This window comes from Cystobacter fuscus DSM 2262 (assembly GCF_000335475.2).
In the GTDB taxonomy this organism is placed as follows: Bacteria; Myxococcota; Myxococcia; order Myxococcales; family Myxococcaceae; genus Cystobacter; species Cystobacter fuscus.
Genome location: NZ_ANAH02000015.1, coordinates 262,744 through 283,224 on the forward strand (window position 1 = coordinate 262,744; position 20,481 = coordinate 283,224).

The 20,481-nt window shown below is 67.9% G+C and carries 16 protein-coding genes; 5 read left to right on the forward strand and 11 right to left on the reverse strand.

What is annotated here, in order from left to right:
* Positions 1 to 210: 210 nt before the first annotated feature.
* The 3 genes from D187_RS26575 (at position 211) to D187_RS26585 (ending at position 5,544) form a co-directional block, all read left to right on the forward strand.
* Entirely contained in the window at positions 211 to 651 is a 441-nt protein-coding gene (locus D187_RS26575; protein ID WP_002629433.1) for a response regulator, read from the forward strand.
* Positions 648 to 4,439 (forward strand): bifunctional serine/threonine-protein kinase/formylglycine-generating enzyme family protein, encoded by a 3,792-nt coding sequence (locus tag D187_RS26580; protein WP_002629434.1) that lies wholly within the window; start codon positions 648 to 650, stop codon positions 4,437 to 4,439. The genes D187_RS26575 and D187_RS26580 overlap by 4 nt, the downstream gene beginning before the upstream one ends.
* Before the next feature lie 115 nt (positions 4,440 to 4,554).
* Positions 4,555 to 5,544 (forward strand): ADYC domain-containing protein, encoded by a 990-nt coding sequence (locus D187_RS26585; protein WP_051256543.1) that lies wholly within the window; start codon positions 4,555 to 4,557, stop codon positions 5,542 to 5,544.
* Between the two features lie 21 nt (positions 5,545 to 5,565).
* Here the strand turns inward: D187_RS26585 and D187_RS26590 are convergent, their stop codons facing one another.
* Complete coding sequence (locus D187_RS26590; RefSeq protein WP_020918292.1) at positions 5,566 to 6,852, reverse strand: hypothetical protein; 1,287 nt, start codon at positions 6,850 to 6,852, stop codon at positions 5,566 to 5,568.
* Between the two features lie 36 nt (positions 6,853 to 6,888).
* Between D187_RS26590 and D187_RS55495 the strand changes: the two genes are divergently transcribed.
* Positions 6,889 to 7,035 (forward strand): hypothetical protein, encoded by a 147-nt coding sequence (locus tag D187_RS55495; RefSeq protein ID WP_002629437.1) that lies wholly within the window; start codon positions 6,889 to 6,891, stop codon positions 7,033 to 7,035.
* A gap of 72 nt (positions 7,036 to 7,107) precedes the next feature.
* Here D187_RS55495 and D187_RS26595 read toward each other — a convergent pair whose 3' ends face one another.
* The 10 genes from D187_RS26595 to D187_RS26640 all read right to left on the reverse strand — a co-directional run bounded on the left by D187_RS26595 (position 7,108) and on the right by D187_RS26640 (position 19,419).
* Complete coding sequence (locus D187_RS26595; RefSeq protein WP_002629438.1) at positions 7,108 to 7,602, reverse strand: type II TA system antitoxin MqsA family protein; 495 nt, start codon at positions 7,600 to 7,602, stop codon at positions 7,108 to 7,110.
* On the reverse strand, positions 7,599 to 7,883 hold the full coding sequence (locus D187_RS26600) for a DUF4258 domain-containing protein (protein WP_002629439.1): 285 nt from the start codon (positions 7,881 to 7,883) through the stop codon (positions 7,599 to 7,601). Before D187_RS26600 ends, D187_RS26595 begins: the two co-directional genes overlap by 4 nt.
* A gap of 327 nt (positions 7,884 to 8,210) precedes the next feature.
* A complete protein-coding gene (locus D187_RS26605) occupies positions 8,211 to 11,087 on the reverse strand; it encodes a M36 family metallopeptidase (RefSeq protein WP_051256544.1) in 2,877 nt (958 codons plus the stop codon).
* Between the two features lie 188 nt (positions 11,088 to 11,275).
* Complete coding sequence (locus D187_RS26610) at positions 11,276 to 12,271, reverse strand: VWA domain-containing protein (protein ID WP_002629441.1); 996 nt, start codon at positions 12,269 to 12,271, stop codon at positions 11,276 to 11,278.
* 81 nt (positions 12,272 to 12,352) lie between these two features.
* Entirely contained in the window at positions 12,353 to 13,366 is a 1,014-nt protein-coding gene (locus tag D187_RS26615; protein WP_002629442.1) for a VWA domain-containing protein, read from the reverse strand.
* A 6-nt stretch (positions 13,367 to 13,372) separates the two neighbouring features.
* Entirely contained in the window at positions 13,373 to 15,619 is a 2,247-nt protein-coding gene (locus D187_RS26620; protein ID WP_020918293.1) for an RCC1 domain-containing protein, read from the reverse strand.
* 23 nt (positions 15,620 to 15,642) lie between these two features.
* Entirely contained in the window at positions 15,643 to 16,791 is a 1,149-nt protein-coding gene (locus D187_RS26625) for a hypothetical protein (protein WP_002629444.1), read from the reverse strand.
* Positions 16,788 to 17,132, reverse strand: a complete 345-nt coding sequence (locus D187_RS26630; RefSeq protein ID WP_002629445.1) for a hypothetical protein — start codon at positions 17,130 to 17,132, stop codon at positions 16,788 to 16,790. Before D187_RS26630 ends, D187_RS26625 begins: the two co-directional genes overlap by 4 nt.
* Before the next feature lie 90 nt (positions 17,133 to 17,222).
* Complete coding sequence (locus tag D187_RS26635) at positions 17,223 to 18,053, reverse strand: hypothetical protein (protein WP_043431580.1); 831 nt, start codon at positions 18,051 to 18,053, stop codon at positions 17,223 to 17,225.
* Positions 18,054 to 18,138: 85 nt separating this feature from the next.
* On the reverse strand, positions 18,139 to 19,419 hold the full coding sequence (locus D187_RS26640) for a hypothetical protein (protein ID WP_002629447.1): 1,281 nt from the start codon (positions 19,417 to 19,419) through the stop codon (positions 18,139 to 18,141).
* Positions 19,420 to 19,867: 448 nt separating this feature from the next.
* Between D187_RS26640 and D187_RS26645 the strand changes: the two genes are divergently transcribed.
* Positions 19,868 to 20,347, forward strand: coding sequence for a flagellar hook-length control protein (locus D187_RS26645; RefSeq protein ID WP_245591835.1), 480 nt, complete (start codon positions 19,868 to 19,870; stop codon positions 20,345 to 20,347).
* Positions 20,348 to 20,481: the final 134 nt, after the last annotated feature.

Here is a 20,481-nt window from a genome sequence, read left to right on the forward strand (position 1 = left end):
GGGTTCACGCCGGGGGCCACGCACCTTTCCGGCGGGGAATTCGCGAAGAATCCCTCTCATGGGTGCTCGCCCGGATGCTGGACGGCCCACGGAGCGTGAGACCGGGGCGGGTGAATCCCGGAGAATCGGTGGAACTGTTCAAGCTCCACCGATTCTGCCAGGATGGCTCCTCGCCCCCCTCCCCCCAGGTATATGGACCCCGGCCACAAAATGTCCCCGTCCGAGATGGCGGAATCCGAGGCGGAAGCATCCAGCCCGGAGGGACGCAAGGTCCTCGTGGTCGATGACTACGACGATGCCCGGGAGATGTACGCCGAGTACCTCGAGTATCTCGGCTACGAGGTGCAGACCGCTCGCGATGGACGGGAAGCGGTCGAGCGCGCGCGGGAGTCCCATCCCGACGTCATCCTGATGGACCTGTCGCTGCCCGTGCTCAGTGGCTGGGACGCCACGCAGCAACTCAAGACGGACGAGGCGACCCGCGACATCCCCGTGATGGCGCTCACCGGCCACGTCTTCGAGCCTTCGTCGGAGCGGGCTCGGGAAGTCGGCTGTGATGCCTTCGTCACCAAGCCCGCCCTGCCCGACACGGTCGCCAGTCACATCCAGGCACTCCTGAAGAAGACGGGCAGCAAGCCGCCCTCCCGGTGAACGAGTCCGCGCATCAACCCCCGGGCCCGCGCCTCCGCGGCGACTGGCAACCGCCCCCCGAGGTTGATGAGTACCGGCTGCTGCGCCTGCTGGGCCAGGGACGCACCGGGCGCGTCTACCTCGCCCAGGACACGCTGCTGGAGCGCACGGTCGCGGTGAAGTTCATCCCGGCGCTCGACGCGGACGCCCTGCCGCGCTTCCTCATCGAGGCACGCGCCGCCGCCCGCATCCAGCACCCCAACGTCGCCACCCTCTACCGCGCCGGCCAGTTCGAGGGGCACCCCTACCTCGTCTCCGAGTACATCCGCGGCACGAGCCTGGACCGGCTGCCCCGCCCCCTGCCGTGGCGGCGCGTGTTGGAGATCGGCGTGGGGCTGGCGCGCGGGCTCGCCGCCGCCCACCGCCGCAACGTCCTGCACCGCGACATCAAGCCCGGCAACGCCATCCTCGAGGAGTCCGGCACGGTGAAGCTGCTGGACTTCGGCCTGGCCAAGCTCCTCGACGAACCCGGAACGCTGTCGCCCGAGTCCGACGCGCCGGGGGAAGAGCTTCCCGCCCAGGCCCCGCCCGGGCTCGAGCTGCCCTCGCTCACCCGGGGCACGCTCGTGGGCACGCCCTACTTCATGTCCCCCGAGGCCTGGGCGCGCGAGCCCGTGTCGGCCCGCGCGGATCTCTTCTCCCTGGGCGCGGTGCTCTACGAGCTCGCCGCCGGGCAGGGCCCCTTCCGCCACGTGCCCCCCCGGGAGCTGGCCCGCGCCGTCCGGGAGCAGGACGCACGCCCCCTGCACCTGGCCTGCCCGGACGTGGACGCGCGGCTCGCCGCGGTGGTGGACCGCTGCCTGCGGCGGGATCCACTCGAGCGCTTCGCCTCCGCCGACGCGCTGCTGGAGGCGCTGGAGGACGTGCGCACCGGCGACACCCACCTGCGCGTGCCCGAGGGCAATCCCTACCGCGGCCTCAACGCCTTCCAGGAAGAGCACCGGGCGCTGTTCTTCGGCCGCCAGCGCGAGGTGCGCGCCGTGGTGGAGCGGCTGCGCGCCAGCGCCTTCGTGCTCGTCACCGGTGACTCGGGCGTGGGCAAATCCTCGCTGTGTCTGGCGGGCGTCGTTCCGCTCGTCGTCGAGGGCGCGCTGGAGGATGGCTACACCTGGCGTCCGGCGCGGATGGTGCCCGGACGCCGCCCCATCTCCCTGCTCGCCGCCGCGCTCGCCCCGCACTTCCCCCTCGGGGAGGCACGCATCGAGCAGCTCGCCCACGAGGAGCCCACCGCGCTGGTGCGGGCCCTGCGCGCCTCGCTCGGGGAGAACACCCGCCAGGGCCTCTTGCTGCACGTGGATCAGCTCGAGGAGCTGGTGACGCTCAGCGAGCCCGGGGAAGCGCTGCTGCTGGCGGAGCTGCTCGCGCAGTTCGCCTCGGGCGTGGCCGGGGTGCGCCTGCTCGCCACGGTGCGCAGTGACTTCCTCACCCGGCTGGGCGTGCTGCCCGGCCTGGGCGAGGCGCTCTCGCGGGCCCTCTACCTGCTGCGCCCCCTGGGCCGCGCCGAGGTGCGCGAGGTGGTGACGGGCCCCGCCCGCCTCAAGGGCGCGCGCTTCGAGTCCGAGGCCCTCATCGACGCGCTGGTGGACTCCACGCTGAGCGCCGAGGGAGGGCTGCCGCTGCTCCAGTTCACCCTGGCGGAGCTGTGGGAGGCCAGGGACGCGGCCCGGGGCCTCATCCCCGCCTCGGCGCTGGAGGCGCTGGGCGGCGTGAGCGGAGCGCTCGCGCGCTACGCCGACGGCATCATCGCCCAGTTGCTGCCGGACCAGCAGGTGGCGGCCCGACGGCTGCTCATGCGGCTCGTCACGGTGGACAACCCCCGCGCCCGCCGCTCCGAGGCCGAGCTGCTGGGCCAGGAGCCCGCCGCGCCCGCCGCGCTGGAGGCCCTCATCCGCGCGCGGCTGGTGGTGGCCCGCCGCTCCGAGGAGGGCTCCTCCTTCGACATCGCCCACGAGGCGCTGCTCACCGGCTGGCCCACGCTCGCCCAGTGGCTCGCCGAGGCTCACGAGGCACGCCAGCTCCACGCCCGGCTCGAGCGCGCCGCCTCCGAGTGGGAGCGGTTGGGCCGTCCCCGCGAGGCCCTGTGGGGCGCCCGTCACCTCGCCGAGCTCCAGGCCCACCCCCAGCAGGCGCTGTCCGCCCGCGAGACGGCCTTCCTCGAGGCGTCACGCGGGGCGCTGCGCCGGGGCAAGCTGCTCACGCGCGCCCTCGCCGTGGGCTTCATCGCCTCCCTGGCGCTCGTGTACGCGGGGCTGAGGGTGAACGCCTGGTACACCCTGGAACGCCAGGTGCGCGCGCGTCTGGCCGAGGCCCGCCCCTTGCTGGAGCACGCCCGCGAGCAACAGCGCGCCCTGGAGCGGACGCGGGCGGAGTCCTTCGCCCTCTTCGACGCGGGCAAGCTGGAGGACGCCTCGGCGCGCTGGGCCGAGGCGCTGCGGCTGTCGCGCGACACGGAGCGGGACTACCTGCACGCCAGCGAGGCGATGGAGAAGGCCCTGGTGCTGGCACCGGACCGGGCGGAGGTGCGCGAGGCCTTCGCCGACGTGCTCGCCGAGCGCGCGCTGCTCGCCGAGCGCGCCTTCCACCCCGGAGACCGGGACGAGCTGCTGCAACGGCTGAGCCTCTATGACACCTCGGGCACGCGGATGGCGCGCTGGAACGCCCCCATGCGCCTGAGCGTGCGCACCCGGCCCGCGGGGGCCACGGTGACGCTGGCCCGCTACACGCTCGTGGACGACCAGTACGTCCCCACCCCGGTGCCCACCCCGGGTGCGACACCGCTGGAGGGACTGGCCCTGGAGCGCGGCTCGTGGCTGGTGGAAGTGCGCGCGCCCGGCCATGTCCCGGTGCGCTACCCCCTGCGCGCCGAGCCGGGCACGGAGCGCGTCCTGGAGCTGATGCTCCCCGAGGAGCGCCAGGTGCCCCCGGGCTTCGTCTACGTGCCGCGCGGCTCCTTCCTCTTCGGCACCGCCGCGGAGGAGAGCATCCGCCGCTTCTTCAACACCACGCCGCTGCACCCGGTGGAGACGGGCCCCTACCTCATCTCCCGCACCGAGGTGACCTATCGCGAGTACCTCGAGTGGCTGGAGACGCTGCCGCCCGAGCGCTTCGCCCGGCATGTGCCGCATGGGGCCTCGGCGACGTCGGTGAACGCCGAGGTGAAGCTGACGCGCTCGCCGGAGGGCCGGTGGAGCCTGCGCATCATGCCCAACGTGGTGGCCCACGAGGCGAAGGAGGGCGAGCCCATCCGCTACACCTCGCGCCCCCGCGACGTGGAGCAGGACTGGCGGCGCATGCCGGTGGGGGCCATCGACTACGAGGATGCCCGGGCCTACGCCGCCTGGGTGGCGAGCACGGGCCGGGTGCTCGGGGCCCGGTTGTGCACCGAGTGGGAGTGGGAGCGCGCCGCCCGGGGCGCCGACGAGCGCGAGTTCCCCCAGGGCGACGTGCTCCTGCCGCACCAGGCCAACTTCGACGAGACGTACGGCAAGGTGGGCGCCAACTTCGGCCCGGACGAGGTGGGCCGGCATCCCGGCTCGCGCAGTCCCTTCGGGCTGGACGATATGTCGGGCAATGTCTGGGAATGGGCCGACTCGGTGCTGGCGCCCGGCCGGCCGGTGGCTCGCGGAGGGAGCTACTACTACGCCTCCAGCACCGCCCGGGTCACCAACCGCGAGTCCCCCGAGCCCAACTTCAGGGATTTGAGCGTGGGCCTGCGCTTGTGCGCGTCGGCTCCACCCGGAGTGCACTGACAGCCAATAGACAGTCGCAGCGTCCAATCAGCGACGCCTCACTTGTCGTTGAGTCCACGGATGACTTCCCTAGTGCCCGTCCATTGAACACCCCCTCCGTCTCCCGAGGACATCCATGCGTTCCCTCCCGACTTCTCCCTGGCTCCTTGGCGCCTTGCTGCTGGGTGCCTGCGCGGGCCCCATCGAGCCCGACAGCAACCCGGACGCCGAGCTGGCCATCGCCGCGGATCCGCTCCAGGCGGAGAACGGGGGCAACCTCAACGGCGGCAACCTCAACGGCGGCAACCTCAACGGCAACGACCTGTCCAACTTCGTCGTCAGCGTGAACTTCAATCCGGCGCGCAAGAACGGCTACACGGTGGACAACGTGTGGCTCCAGGGCACCACCTTCTATGGCTATGAGAAAGGCCAGGTCATCCGCGACCGGGAGTTCACCGGCGTGGAATTCCTGGGCAACCTGGGTGACGGCGAGGGCGGCACCGTGCGCATGCGCATCGCCGGGATGAACCAGGCGCCGGCGCCCAACACGGACATCACGCTCTACAGCGTGCAGTACTTCGACCCCACGGACTACGGCTGGAAGCCGGCCTGCCGCGATGCCGCGGGCACCGTCGTGCAAGCCATTCCCACCGCGGGCGTGTGGAACTACCAGCAGGACGTGCCCGGCGGGGGCTCGAAGTACAGCGACCCCGAGCGCTTCACCTTCGCCTGTCTGGGTGGCGCCATCGCCAAGTGCACGCTGTGGGGCTACCGGCCCTGGGCCAGCTACAACGGCACCCCGCTCGAGCAGTACCACCAGGCCTGCACGCGCCTGGTGCGCGCGGACTATTGCGGCAATGGCAAGACGTATACGGTCCCCGGCAACCGCATCAACCTCTTCGATCCGCTCGGCATCCAGCAGGACACCGAGGGCTGGTTCTTCGAGGCGGCGTGGGACGTGAACGGCGCGAAGTGCTTCTACGCGCTCAACCGCACCCACTCGTCTCTGCCATGCTTCAGCTCCCGGCAGGACCTGCTGTGCGGTCTGGACCTGGGCTCGAGCAACATGGGCATGCTGCTGGCCAACGAGACGCCCGGCACCCTGGGCATGGATCCGGGCTGGTAGTCCGCCCGGACCCGGAGGCGCTCAATCACAGTCGTACTTGAAGTCGCGGCGCACGGGACCGTCGTCCAGCCCCGGCGTCCCCGAATACTCCTCGTGCACGAGCCGTCCCTGGTCATCGCGCTCGTGGGTGCGCCGGGCATCCACGACGCCGTCCCCGTTGCCATCCCACTCGTCGAGCCAGACGATCTTCGTGCCACAGATGTACGTGAGCCGGCGGGTGGTGCGCAGGTGGGTGGTCACCCTCGGGGAGCTGGGCTGGTCCCCCGACGGCTTGGTGGTATCCTTGCCGAGCCGCTCGAGCAGCAGCAGGCCCGAGGCGTCGTAGTAGGAAGTCCTGACGAGCTCGTGCTCGTAGAGTTCCCTGCCGTCCTGCTCCCAGATCCGGAACTGACGGCCGGCCGAGTCGTGAGAGTAGACGGTGTGCCGCTGCCCCCCGACGCCGCCCTCCTCCTCGTCCACGAGGTAGCCGCGGTCATCGTATTGCCTCGTGACGCCCCAGGTCCCGGTCTCCCAACTGTCCTCGCGCAGCTTGCCGTTGGACCAGTAGGTGAAGGTCTCGCATTTGGCGACGTCCCGGTTGCAGTTGGGCTCACTGTCGATGGCCACCAACTGCCCCGCCGCGTTGTAGCGGTAGAAGATGGGCGTGTTGCGGTCGCTCGCGGGCAGGCGGTCGATGCGCTGGAGCCGGCCATCCTCGTCACGGACATACTGGTACACCACGGTGTCCTGGGACGCGGCCGTATCGGTGCGCTTCTGGAGCCTGCCCTCGGCGTCGTAGACCCACTCGCTCTGCGTCCAGGAACCATTGGGCTCGAGAGACTCGATGCGGCGGAACGTCTCGCGGCCGTTCTCCCAGGAGTGCCGCTCGAGGCGGTCCGATCGATAGGGCTGGTTGGAGATGCGCAACTCCAGCAGGCGGCTGTCGGCGTCGTAGCGGGCCACCTCGCGGTGGCCGTCCCGGAAGACCGAGGTGCCCTCGCAGGCCGTGGCGCGCTTGGGCGGAACGCGCCCCGTCCACGGCACGCAAGCCACGGGCTTCAGGGTGGGCTCGCCCTCCAGGCCCGCCTTCACGGGCGGGACATCGCCTGGTATCGGGGGCAGGGGCTGCACCTGGGGCACGGTGGGCTGCTGCGAGGGCGTCTCCGGCGTGTCCGACGGCGTCTCGCCCGTAGGGGGCGGCGGGGTGTTCGGCGTGGGCTCGGAGGGAACGGGCGCGTCCTGCCCCGGAGGCAGCTCCTCACGCGTCGAGCCACAGCCCACGAGCAGCGCACACAATCCCCAACTCAACACTCCCTTGTACCCGTGCATCACGGTCCCCCCTCGTTCGACTGACAGGGGACCAACGTGCGCACTCCGGGTGCAGGCACCAGGAGCCGGAGGAACGCCTGCCTGGTGGGCGAGCGCGGAGTTGGAGTGAGGAACCTGGTGCTCGTCGGTGCCCTGGCCGTGTGCGTCTGGGGCCAGGGCGTCGCGGACTTCATCGCGGACTGAGACCGGGCAGACGCATCATTGCGACACCCCTTGGGGGCGTATGCCTCCCCCCAGGGTGCACGGATGCGGCAGTTACGCCGCCGCAGCTGCTTCGGCCTTCCAGTGGGCCCGTGATTCACGGAGCATCATGCGCAGGGGAATGGCCTCACCCTGAGCAACCTCGGCCAGCTTCTCGAGCGGATACTCGGCAACCGGGTCGCGGACGAAGACCATCAGCCGGAGCGCCCGCTCCGCGACCGGGCTCATCTGCTTCTTCCCGGTCTCCCACCTCGAAACAGTCTCGGGCGTCACGTCCAGAACCGCGGCGAAATCCGTTCCCGAGAAGCCCAGGTACTTGCGCAGAGCCCTGACCTCTTTCGGAGTGAGGCGAGCCTTCTTGGATGCCACTTCCTGGGCGATGAGTCGATGGAGTTCGTCGATGCGCGGAATGTCCACTTCGTACTCACCACAATCGGGGCAGCGGCGAACTTCCACGTTCATGAGCGTCACGGAGTCGAGGCCACACTCCGTATAGAGGTAGTTCTCCCGGCCGCTCTTCATCTGGGCACCGCAGTTCTCGCACCTCATTTCTTCTTTCTCCAAGCCGTGACGATCTTCAGCTTGGACTCGGACACGAAGGCAACCACCACGGCCATCAGCTCCGTATGGACTCTGTACCGCCACGTACCGTTCTCCAGTTCCGGCTCCTCCAAGATCTTGCCGGCACGCAGCACGTTCCTGACATCGAACATGGTCAGATCATCCTTGGCCAGTTCCTCCTTGGCGTGCCGGGAGGACTCGACAATCCCAGTGGCACAAATTTCCTGGATGAGCTTCCTGGCTTCGTTGCGGTTGAACGGCTCCTTCATGAGAAGAACGGTAGACCGCCCCCTCGCCCCAGATCAAGCCTTGATCTCAGGTCAATAACATAATCGGTTATGGCCGTATTTGTCAATACCTCTTCAGAGGTATGGACCATGGGCACCGCCCCCCAAGGCTCGCCGAGGACCAGGAGAGAAAGCGGCCCGGCGAGCGCCCGCATCCGCGTCCAGACTCGCTCTGCCAACCTCGGCGGCACGGCTCACCACCACTCCCCCCATGCGCTGCCCGGTCTGCCCTCCGCCCTCCAGGAGCAGGCTCGAGCGGGAACTGCTCCGGTGAGAGCGGAGCCGCGGGTAGCTCGGAAGCGCCAGCGTCTACCGCTCCCGCGAGGTATGCCTTCGCGGCGCTCGGCCTGCCCCGAGGAGGATCAGGAGCACGAGAAGGAACGTGGAACTCTGCGCACCCGCCCCGCAGCCGCAGCCCGGGAGGGGCGGCCGCGGCTCCTCGACTCCCGCATCCGGCGTCGTTCCCCCATCCGCCTTTGGTGGCTCGACTCCGGCATCAGAGCCCCCATCAGGGCCCGCATCGCTTCCCCCATCGAACGGGCCCGCATCCCCGGCGAGCACCCGGATGTCCACCGTATCGACGGTTGCCCGGTTCCCCTGGCCCACGGTGACCCGGAAGGTCAGCAGCGTGTCCACGGGCACCGCGGGCGCGATGAAGGTCGCGGCGCTCTTCCCACTGTCCGCGAGCACCACGGGGGGACCCGCGACCTGGTGCCATAGGAAGGACAGGGAACCGGCCTTCGGAGAGGAACTTCCGGAAGCATCGAGGTCCACACGCCGGCCCCCCGGAACCGTCTGCTCCGGACCCGCCTCGGCCACCGGGTTGCCGGAACAGGGGCTGTTCACGGAGAAGTCCTCGACGACTCCCTTCAGGTCCACCGAGTCTCGCGCTGGAGACCTGGCACACGGCCCCGCCCCGCGGCGGGCATACGCCTCGGCCAGGAGCGCATGGTCCGTCAGGTCATTGGCGGCCGCCACCGCCAGGAGCGCCTGGAACTGCTCGGTGTAGGTCGCGTTGGCGGGGGCGAGCTTCATCGCGCCCACGAGGTAGTCGGCCATGCGTCGCCTGGCCGTCTGGAAGCCGTAGCGTGGGGTGGGAATCCGCGTGTCCCGGAGCAAGGAGATGTACCCCTCGAACAACAGGCTCGCGAAGATCTCTCCCGCGTTGTGGATCTCCGGGTTCCCTGGCACCCGGCTAGCCATGGGATGGTGGGTGGGCAAGGGCTCGCCCTCGGAGATGTGCCGCAAGCGCAAGTCATTGATGCTCTTGTTGACCGAATAGGGCACCCGGCGGAGACCGAAATAGGCGCTGTTGCCAAGCGCGACGGACGCGAAGGGGGCGACCGCGTAACTCCCCTCGAGCGAATCCCCCTCTCGAAGCATCATGTGCAGGGCGATGAAGTCCGCCCAGCCCTCGCTCATGGCGAGACACTGAATCGAGGTGCAGGAGGTCATCAGCCGCTGGTGCAGGTAGTGCCCCCACTCGTGTGCCACGAGGGTGTTGTCCAGGGTGCCGTCGCGGTTGATGACAGCTCGCCGCAGGGTCGCGGTGAGCGGGCTCTGGCGCGCCACGGCCTGCTTGAGGGCCGCACCATCTTCGTAGGTGACCGAGAGGACCGGAATCTTCACCACGATCGACGCATTGTCGTTCGACATCTTGGGCGGCGGGTCACCTGGCGTGTTGTTCAGGATGAGCACTCCCGAGGCTCCCGCCTGCTCGGCGTTCCAGACCTTGAGCGCGAGCGGGCACGTCCCACGATCGATCAACACGAGGGCCCCACCCAGGTCGGCAGTCGGGGTCTCACACCCATCATGGAGACTCGGGTTGGCGATGCCATCATTCATGAGCACGGCGCGGCGTGTGACCTGGAACATCTGTGGACCGAACAAGGCGAGGCCCGTCACGTACCGTTGGCCAGAAACCTCCACGAAGTGCTTTTCCAGGCCCGTCCAGGTGAAGACCTCCATGCGCGGTGACATCCCGTCCGCGGGAACGCTGATCGTGGCGTTGTTCGACCCCTGATAATCCTGTGCCTCGGCGAGGAGAGGATCGGCCTCCACGCCACCTCGCCCGAAGTTGTTGACCTGCGCGTTTCCAGCGGCCTCGTTGAAGCCGGAGACGTAGAAGTCATCGTGAAGCCAGTTGGTCGTGTAGAAGAGCTGGATGATGGCGGCTTGCGTCTGAGCGGTGCTCGCCCCGGGCCCCTCACTCATGTCATAGAGATGGTCGAATCGTCGGACGGCCGTGACCTTCGCACGGACATCGAGCCCAGCCGAGAACCCGTCCGGAGGCTGGAGATCGGTATAGGCATCGACGTTGTTTCCCCGGCTCTCGGTCGCATCGGACGGCAGCCAGACATCCCCTCTTCCGTTGAAACCCTCGATCGACAGCAGGCGAGGAGAGATGAACCCGGGCTCGACACCATCGGGCTTGCCCGTGGGATGAGGCGTGAAGTCGGCCTGCGGACCATCGAGTGGAGTCATGGCCCCGTCGGCCTCGGCCCAGACACGATACTGGAACGAATCCGAGCGGGTGAGATCCTCGCGAAGCAACACGGTGCCGTCCTCCGCGGAGATGACGGCGGCGGACGCACTGGAGGTGGTGCGGGCCTCCTCTCCGCGGAAGGTCTCGACGAGGTACGCGGGGACGAGCTGACCCGCCAGCGGATAGAGGACTGGCTTCGCGCGCGCGGGTGCGCTCAGGGTCATTCCGGGTGGAGGAAGGAGCACGCCGGGAGCCCATTCGAAGGAGCGAAAACCACCCTTCACCGGACCCGCTTCGCGCAGGGCCGCGGTCACGGAGGTCCGCGACACCACACCGAGCGCGTGTGCCACGGCTTCTCCATCCGACAAGCGGAAGGAGCGTGGCGCGAGGCTCGCCACTTCATGCAGCGCGCCCCCTACGGCGACCCATTGGAGATCGCGCGTGAGCAACACATCGAGCTCGACACCGAAGACATCGATGCCATCGACACGCTGGCGGAAGGAGACGAGGATGCCACCGCGCCCGGTGTCATGGACCTGATGGACGAAGGCCGTGCGGAGTGAGGCTTCGCTCAATTGATAGAGCGGCGCGAGTTGCTCCAGGTACCGAACCGCGGTGGCCTCGGGAGCGCTGGGGGTGTGCGCGGCACCATCCCGTTCCTCGCTCCACAGCAGGGTGGGCACGCCCCGCTGTGTGTCCATGGAGGTAACATGGACGCGAGGACCCGGGTCCATCGCTTGTTGGGAGGAAGAACCGCCGCATGCACCCACGGCGGCGAGCAAGAGGAGTGCGCTGGCTCCGTGTCGCATTCTCATCTCCCATCATGAAACGACGGAAGGAGCGGCACGGGACTTCCGCCGCTCCTTCCGTCACGTTGACACTCCTTCAACTACTTGACGAAGGACGAGGTCGTTCCGCAACCAGAGCCCTGGCCCTGGTTGTTCACCACGAGCATGTAGTCGTAGTAGTCCACCACATTGTCCAGGTTGAGGTCCGCCGCGGGGTTCGCGGGCGGAACGGTGAACCCGTAGTTGTTGAGGACCAGGTTGTAGTCCGTCGCATCCACGCAGTAGTCCTGGTTGGTATCACCGAACACGGGAGCGGGCCGCGAGTCCACAATCGTGGTGTAGGACCCACCGGTCTCGGCCGACAGACCCTGGAGGAACGAGAAGAAGTTCGCCATGTTCGCGACGGAGCGCGAAGCGACCAGCTCGCCCTTCTCGGAGAACTCGGGGACCGAGGAGCCGGTCCCAGCAAAGCTGACATACCCGTTCAGGACGGTGACATCGAGCACCACGGGAAGTCCGCCCGCGCCAGAACCGTCGGGCTTGCCAGTCCGAAGCTTGTTACGCACCTTCCACTCCCAGGAGTTCGGCGTGAGATTCGGGAAGTCCGTCGCGCTGGGAGGACCGTAGCATTGCGCGCTGGACGGCGTGCTGTTCTCCTCACCGTCGGAGACCAGGTGCAGCACCTTCGTGGCGACGACGGCCGGGTCGCCCTTCTTGTAGGCGAGCAGCACATCGACGGCGTCGCAGACCGCGTGGGCGAGAGGCGTCGAGCCACCGGGCAACGTCATCTGGTTCAACGTGTTGAGCGTGGTCGCGGGATCCTGGAATGCCTGCACACTGGTGTAGGTGCTCCCATGGAACATCCAGATGGAGAAATAACGGTTGATTCCCATCGGCGCACTCACGAGCTGCTTGGCTCGCCGGATCGCCTCCTGGAAGCGCGTTGTACCATCGGTCCGCACGGCCGCCATGGACCCACTCCCATCCACGACGATGAGGGTGTGCTGCTCGTTCGGAGGTCCGGCCAGGGCCTCATCAACCCGTCCGACCAGGGTGAGCACAACAGCCAACAGCGCCTGAATCATTCCTCTTTTCATCCGGTTCTTCTCCTCTTGCTCGACGTTTATCCTGACAACGACTCACAGAGGGATGGACAGCCCACTCTGAACTGAAGCTTGCTATCTGAAGGTCCTGGCACTCGTTCCACAACCCGAGCCATAGTTGTTCACGACGATGACGTAGTCGTAATAGTCGACCCAACCGTCATGGTTCACATCCGCCGCGCGAGGCGCGGGAGGAACCGTGCTGCCATAGTTGGCGAGCACCAGATTGTAGTCGACGTCGTTGACACAGTAGTCCTGGTTGGTGTCGCCATAGACGGGCACGGGGCCCGAGTCGCCAATCGCCGTGAAGGTGCCCCCCGAGTCCCTGGACACGCCCTGGAGGAAGGCGAAGTAGGCGGAGGTCAATGTGGGGTGGACGGGCGCCGCGCTCCTGCCCGTGGAAGACACCTCGCGAACCGGGCCGCGGGAGCCGGCGAAGTAGAGGTAGTCGTACAAGACGTGGACATCGAACACGAGCTTGTAGGGACCGGGATCATCCCTCAGCGGGTCCCCCGTCTTGAGCATGTTGCGGACCTTCCACTGCCAGGAATCCATCGTGAAGTGGGGATAGGGGCTGGTGCTGTCGGGGCCATGGCACTGGGAGCTGGTGGGGGTGCTGTTCTCCTCGCCATCGGACACCAGGTGGACCACCTTCTTCGCCGAGACACCTGGCCTGTATTGCAGAAGCTCGTCGACCGCGTCACAGACCGCGTAGGCCAGGGGAGTCACCCCACTCCCGACGCCCAGTCGATTCAAGGTCGCGAGCGTGGTCGCGGCATCCGCGAAGCCCTGCTCCTTGATGTAGGAGGACTCCTCGAAGGTCCAGACCGCGAACGAGCGGGGCAGGGACGAGGGCAGGTTGACATAGGCCCTGGCTTGCTTGATGGCCTCGGTGAACCGCGTCAGACGATTGCCGCGCATCGTCTGCATGGAACCACTGCGGTCGACCACGATGATGAGGTGCTCCTCACTGAAGGGTTGGGCCTCCGCCTCGCCGGCCCGTAAGGACAGCGCGAGGGCGGCGACCAGGAGCACCCGCGGGAGCAACCTGGACAGGCGCTGGCTCTTCGTCTGGCTCTTCACGTCCATCTCCTCTCAGATGCCCAGGACCCAGACGGGCACGAGGGTGTCGTTGCGCGTTCCATCCCCGAGCTGGCCCTCGCCGTTGTAGCCCCAGGCCCACACCGTGCCGTCCGAGCGCCGCGCCAGCGAGTGGTAGTCCCCGGCGACCACGGACACCACGCCGCTCAGGCCCGACACCCGCACCGGCGTGGAGCGATTGAGGAGCGACCCATCTCCGAGCTGGCCATCGAAGTTGAACCCCCAGGCCCACACCGTGCCGTCCGAGCGCAGCCCCAGCGAGTGGTAGTTGCCGGAGCCCAGGGACACCACACCGCTCAGGCCCGCCACCTGCACTGGCGCGGGCTTGTTGATCGCCGTCGAGCCATCCCCGAGCTGGCCCGAGCCGTTGTAGCCCCAGGTCCACACCGTGCCGTCCGAGCGCAGCGCCAGCGAGTGGTAGCCTCCGGCGGACACGGACACCACCCCGGACAGCCCCACCACCTGCACGGGCAGGAAGCGCCAGGAGTACGAGCCATCACCAATCTGGCCATCGAAGTTGTAGCCCCAGGCCCACACCGTGCCGTCCGAGCGCAGTGCCAGGGAATGGCTGTCTCCGGCCGCCACGGCCACGACTCCGGACAGCCCCGCCACCTGCACGGGTTGGAGCCTGTCCGTGTTCGTCCCATCCCCGAGCTGGCCGTAGCGATTGAAGCCCCAGGCCCACACCGTGCCGTTCGAGCGCAGCGCCAGCGAGTGATAGCTGCCGGCCGACACGGCGGAGACACCCGACAATCCCGCGACCTGCACGGGCCGGGTCCTGTCCGTGAGGGTTCCATCCCCGAGCTGCCCATGCTCGTTGACGCCCCAGGCCCAGACCGTGGTGTCGGCCTTGAGCACCAGCGTGTGCTTGAACCCGGCCGAGACGGCCACGCTCCCGCCCAGCCCCACGGGCGCCGCGACGAGGCTGTCGAGGCCCGTCCCATTGCCGAGCTGGCCACTGTAGTTGTCGCCCCAGGCCCATACCGCGCCGTTCGAGTCCAACACCACGGAGTGCAGCTGGCCGGACGACACATCCGCCCGGCCCAACGACAGCCACGACACCTTCACCGCGGAGCTCCGGGGATTGAAGGTGCCATCGCCGAGCTGGCCAAAGACGTTGTCGCCCCAGGACCACACCGTGCCATCCGAGCGCAGCACCAGCGAGTGCTTGTATCCCGCCACCAGGGTGACGCCTCCGCTCAAGCCCGACTGCACGGGCACGCGGCTGCTGGTGGTCGTCCCATCCCCGAGCTGGCGGTAGCGATTGTCGCCCCAGGCCCACACCGCGCCATCCGAGCGCACCGCCAACGAGTGGTAGTTGCCGGCGACCAGGGTCAGCACGTCGCTCAGGCCCACCTGCACCGGCTGAAACCGGGAGGTGGTCGTCCCATCTCCGAGCTGGCCATAGGCGTTGAAGCCCCAGGCCCACACCGAGCCATCCGAGCGCAGCGCCACGGTATGGAAGGAGCCGGCGGAGAGGTTCATCACCCCGCTCAGGTTGAGCACCTGCACCGGCACGGCCCTCTGGGTCGTCGTGCCATCCCCGAGCTGCCCATAGCGATTGTCGCCCCAGGCCCACACCGTGCCGTCCGAGCGCAGCGCCAGCGAGTAATAGCCTCCGGCCACCACGGCGATGACCCCGCTCAGGCCCGGCACCTGCACGGGCAGGTTGCTCCGGGTAGCCCCCACGTTGCCGAGCTGGTTGTAGCGGTTGTCGCCCCAGGCCCACACCGTGCCGTCCGAGCGCAGCGCCAGGCCATGGGAGAAGCCGGAGCCCAGGGAGACCACCCCGCTCAGGTTCTGCACCCGCACCGGCACGGGGCTGGCGCTGGCCGTCCCATTTCCGAGCTGACCGGCGGTGTTGTCGCCCCAGGCCCACACCGTGCCGTCCGAGCTCAGCCCCAGGGAGTGGTAGTCCCCGGAGGCCACGGACACCACACCACTCAGGTTCGTCACCCGCACCGGCGTGGGGCTGTCGACGAGCGTCCCATCGCCGAGCTGGCCCTGACGGTTGAACCCCCAGGCCCACACCGTCCCATCCGAATGCACCCCCACCGAGTGGTACTGGCCCAGTGCCAGCCTCGCGGCCGAGGAGCGGCCTCCCAGGGGTGAGCGCACCCGCCCCAGCGCGGGCTCCTCCACGCCGGGCCCGGGCCCACAACCCGCCACGAGCCACGCGCCGAGCAGCACCGCCCACATCAGACACCCGGCCCACGAGCCGAGGGATTGCCTGTCCCGCATGCACAGCCTCACCGGAATGGCCGTCAATGACGGCACCAGGACTGCCCCTCGGGATCCTTGCAACCTTCCAACACCCAGCGCGCGATGATGCGCCGGAGCTCCGAGGGAAGCTCCACCCCGGCCATGGGCATACCGGGCCGCGCGGCGACAAGCCCGTGCTCGGACTCCAGCGCGCGGGTCTCCAACCGCAGCCAGAACTCCTCGCCGGACTTGCGGCGCAGGTAGGCCTTCAGGCCCTCCGCATCCGCGGTGAATGCGCTCGCGGCACGTGGACTGGTCGCGTGACAATGGACACAGGTGGCGTCCCGGAAGAACGGCCCCCAGAGATAACCCAGCAGCGCGGGTGGCAGCGCCCGGGGGACGGCCGCCTCCTCCAGCTTCAACCGGGAGACGCGCGCATCCAGTTCCCGCTCCGCCTCGGCCCTCATCTCGCCGAACAGCCGGTACAGCAGTCTCGCCTCCTCGGTGGACAGGGGCACCACGGGCATGGTGCGCGCCTGCCGGGGTGAGAGGACCTTGCCCCCCGCGTAGTCACGCAGCCACTCGGCGGTGTAGAGCCCCAGCGCCACACCACTCCGGCCCGCGACCGGCCTCGGGCCGCCATGGCAGGAGAAGCAGCGGGTCGTCCACAGCGTGTCGGCCTGACGCCGCTCCGCCACCGTCAACTTCGCCGGAGCACTCTCCCGGGCCGGCTGCCGCACCCCCAGCAGGTGGGCCACGGCCTTGAGCGCCTTGGGCTGAAGGGACGGGTAGGCCATCATCCGCGGCGCCCGGCTTCCGTCCTGGGCGGACAGGTGGCTCGGACGCTTCAGGAAGGCCGCGAGCCGCTCGAAGGACACCCGGGGGACGGCCCCCTGCGCCGGCTCCACCCGCTCCGGCGCGTTCATGTACGCCAGCGGAGAGGTGACCATGGACGCCAGCTTTTCTTCCCGCACGGGCACGGAGAAGTAGCGCCGGTCCTTCAGCCCCTTCTGGCTCTGCACCGCGACCTCGTTCAGCTCCGCGTGGCAGCCGTAGCATTGGCTGTCGGTCCAGTGCCCCAGACCCGTGGCGAAGCGGGACTTCGGTTCGTCGCGCCGGGCGGTATGACACCCGACGCACTCGTCCACCTCGAGATCGCTGGCGAAGGCTCCCATGCCCAGGAGCAGGGCGAGCACGAACAAGACCTTCACGGCGCGCCTTCTCCAGGGGGGACGATGATCCGAACCAAGGAGGTGTCCGCGTCCAGCTCGGCCAGCTCCCGCACCACGGAACGGAAATCCGCGGCCGTCGCCTGCTCCGGCTCCCGCTCCCGCTGACACTTCACATAGGCATCCACCAGCACGTACCCGGACACCTTCCACTCCGTGGCCGTGGCCTCCGCGGGGGGCAAGCGTTGGAGGATGCAGGCGCGCAGCTCTCGGTTGCGCTGCTCGGGCGGCACCCCACCCGCGTCTTCACCTCCGAGCCCGCCATTGCCCGGGCACGCGGTCCACCACACGAGCCCTCCCAGCACCCACACGTACCTCGGCATGGCCAGAGTTCCCGAACCGGAGCGGCGAGGGCACCTGCCCGGGCGGCTCCTGGCTTGCTGTTGATTGAAATTCAAAAGCATCCCTCGCGTTTATCCGAACTGCAGGGTCAGCGGGTCCGGAGTGCAGATGTAGGCGGGTTGGCTCGCCGTGGTGGTGGACATCGTGGCCGTCTGGGCGTTCAGGTCCAGCGTGAAGGCTTTCATGTAGGCCTCCCAGCCCTTCTGGGGATCCGAGCTGACGAAGAGCGAGGGCGAGAGCTGGGCCAGCCGCGAGGACTCGAAGAGGACGTCCCAGCTGTTGCCCTTCAGCCCGGTGGAGGTGCTCTGCAACACCCCGTCCGTCACGAGCCGCTGGTTGATGGGGGTGAGGCTCAATTGCTGGCTCGCCTTGTCACACAGCGGGATGGAGGCGCGCAGGGTGATGACCGGGCGCGCGCTGATGATGGCCAGCACCTTCGCCTCGTCCTCACTCATGAAGAAGAGGCTCAGACTACAAGCCATGGGATAGTTGCCCCCCAGGATCTTCGGCGTGTAGCCCGCGGGCATGTAGGAGAGCAGGTTCGCGATCTCCTCCGTCGGCTGGCACGCGGTGGCCGGAGGCAGCACCTTCGCGTCGGTGATGGCATTCTGGGAGATGAAGTTGTTGTACTGGGTCACCGGCCGGTGGGCCGTGGGCCACAGGTTGACGATGACCTTGCGCATGCCACTGACATTGGTGGGCGGCCCGTTCGCGACCTGCTCGTAGCTCGTATAATAGACGGGACCGCGATTCATGCCCACGTATGGAACGAACACCATGCCGGACTGCTCGATGGTGCGCGAGTAGTCGAGCGGCGGGGATTCGGTCTGGGCGTGGGCGGCTGGCGCCACGAAGGACAGGAGGCCCAGCACGGCTGCGGAAAGGACGTAAGGAAGACGCATGGAGTATGGGGGCGGGAGGATGAGGGGGAAATGAGGGGCGGGGACTCTCCCCGTGGAGAATCCCGCCCCCTGGCTCACGTCTTGATTACGGCTGGCCCAGCAGCGCGCGGCAGCCCGGGTCGTTCATGTTCCAGTTCACGCGCCCCATCTCGAAGCCGCCCGTGAGGCACGAGACGTTGAGCATGGTGGGGAACTGCATCTCCGTCGGACCCGGATTGTACTGGATGTAGACCACCTCGTTCTTCTCGAGGATGAGCTTCTCGTAGTTCGCACGCAGGGTGAAGATGGACGTCGCCTGGTTGGACACCTGGCCATTGACGGGCGTGGTGTACTTGCGCACCTCGTTGAACAGCTCGTCCTGGAGCCGCTTCTGCACGGCATTCACCACGTTGATGAAGTTGGCGTCATTGGGCGCCGTGGGACCCCAGGTGCCGTTGGACTGCAGGTACTCGATGCGGATGCCGCACGCGTTCTCCGCCGAGCACTGCACCAGCCGCTGGAAGAAGGCGCGAACCTCGATGTCCACACACGAGCTGAGGTGGACGGCGGCGAAGGCGCTGGCCTGCTCGAAGAGGGACTTCCAGTTCACGTTGAAGCGCGCCTGGCGGGTCAGCTCGCTGGTCTTGATCTCCCAGTTGATCTCCGCCGACAGGATGTTGTCCCACTGGGCGCCCGTGGCCATCAGCGTCCGCAGCTGATTGGTCCAGCCGGGGAGCGTGGTCGCCTGGAAGGAGATGTCCTGGGCCACGACGCTGCCGCTGAGCGCGGGCAGGCTGTTGAACTTGTACATCACGTTGGTGTCGAGATCGTACGGCTGGTTGGGATCCTGGTGGGTGAAGCACTTCGGGATGGTGACCGTGCGGGTCCCCGTCGAGGTGGTGACCTCGATGGTCTCCTTCTCACACTTGATCTCGATGCGGCCATTGGGGGGCGCATAGCCCGAGAGCAGGAACTTGGTCTGGGCCTTGCTCGCCGGAGCCGGAGCGATGCGCATGCCCCGCGCGGTCGCCTCGCTCTGGAGCAGCCCGAGCGCGCCCAGGTCGCTGGTGGTGGAGAGCGAGCCACCCAGGTTGGCGAGCTCCTCACCCGCGAAGAAGCCAAAGGACGGGTAATAGGCGGCGACCTGGAAGCGCGGGATGGGCGCGGTGCTCAGCGGAGACTGCACGGCCACGCCACCGCGCCGCGGGATGTAATAGACGAGCGAGAGATCATCCGTGTCCCCCAGCAGGGTGAAGGCATCCTGCACGGTGGCGGAGAAGTACTGCGACACGTTGCGGGAGGAGGGAGACATCGGCGCGGCGACGGCCTGGCCAGCGGACCCCACAGACAGCGCGATCACGGCAGCGGACAGCAGTGCTTTCTTCATGGCTTGAAGCCTTCCTTGTTTGTAATGCATGAGTCACGATTGCCTGGAGGGCACACCACTCCCATGTCCGAGTGCCCGTGAGCGCGCGAACCTGTCGCTCGTGCCCCAGCCGCTCGTCTCAACGAGGCTCGAGCACCAAGGACCCGATGTCATCAAAAGACAAACGTACAGGGCCGCTCGCGCGGACTAGACGTCAGCGCGAACCGGTCTGGGTGACAATGTGATGAATCCCCCTCTGATCCACGGCAGAGATGCTTCGCTTGGACGTCGATACCTTACAATTCAAAAAAATGAGACTGGTAGTAAAAAATGATAAATCCGCCAGTCGCTTGGAAAAATCCACTTACGTGGAATCCTTGCCTTTCCATTGGTTCCTGGCCTCAAGCCTCTTCCCTGGTGTTTTCCTTCACATGCAGTGAAAATGGAAAAATCCGAAAAGGGAGAGTGGATGACGATGATGAGTCAAGGAGTGAGGACCGGAGTGATGCTCGTCTCGCTGGCCGTGGTGCCCACGGCGCTGGCGTCGGGTGGCAAGGGAATGACCTGGGCGAAGGTGAGCCACGCCTCGGGAATCGACCAGGTGGGCTGCTGGGGCTGTGACGCATACGTGGGCGAAACGGACTGTAGGACCGCGCTGCCCCTCTTGTGCATCCACCAGGATGGCGCGCCGACGCCGTCTGGCCTGACGGGCTATTACCCATACTGGGCGGGTGGCAACATCGCCACCACGCTCCTGGTGCCGGGGCAGGCCCTGACGAGCCTGGCCGCCGCGAACCAGTTGTGCGTGAACTTCTTCGGCACGGGCTGGCGCATGGCCGAGTTCCACGATGGGTGGGGCTGGGGATTCCACGCCTATGGCAATGTCCGCGGCGACATGCGCTTCTGGGTCTACATCGACGACACCCAGGGCAATTGCTGGAACCCGTAGTGCCCGGCATGCGAGCGGTATTCCCCACCGCGTGCATGCGCCTCCAGCCCCGCCGAGAACCAGGGGAGAGAACGGCCCGGCGAGCGCCCGCATCCGCGTCCACACCCGCTCTGCTAACCTCGCGACCCCGCCCA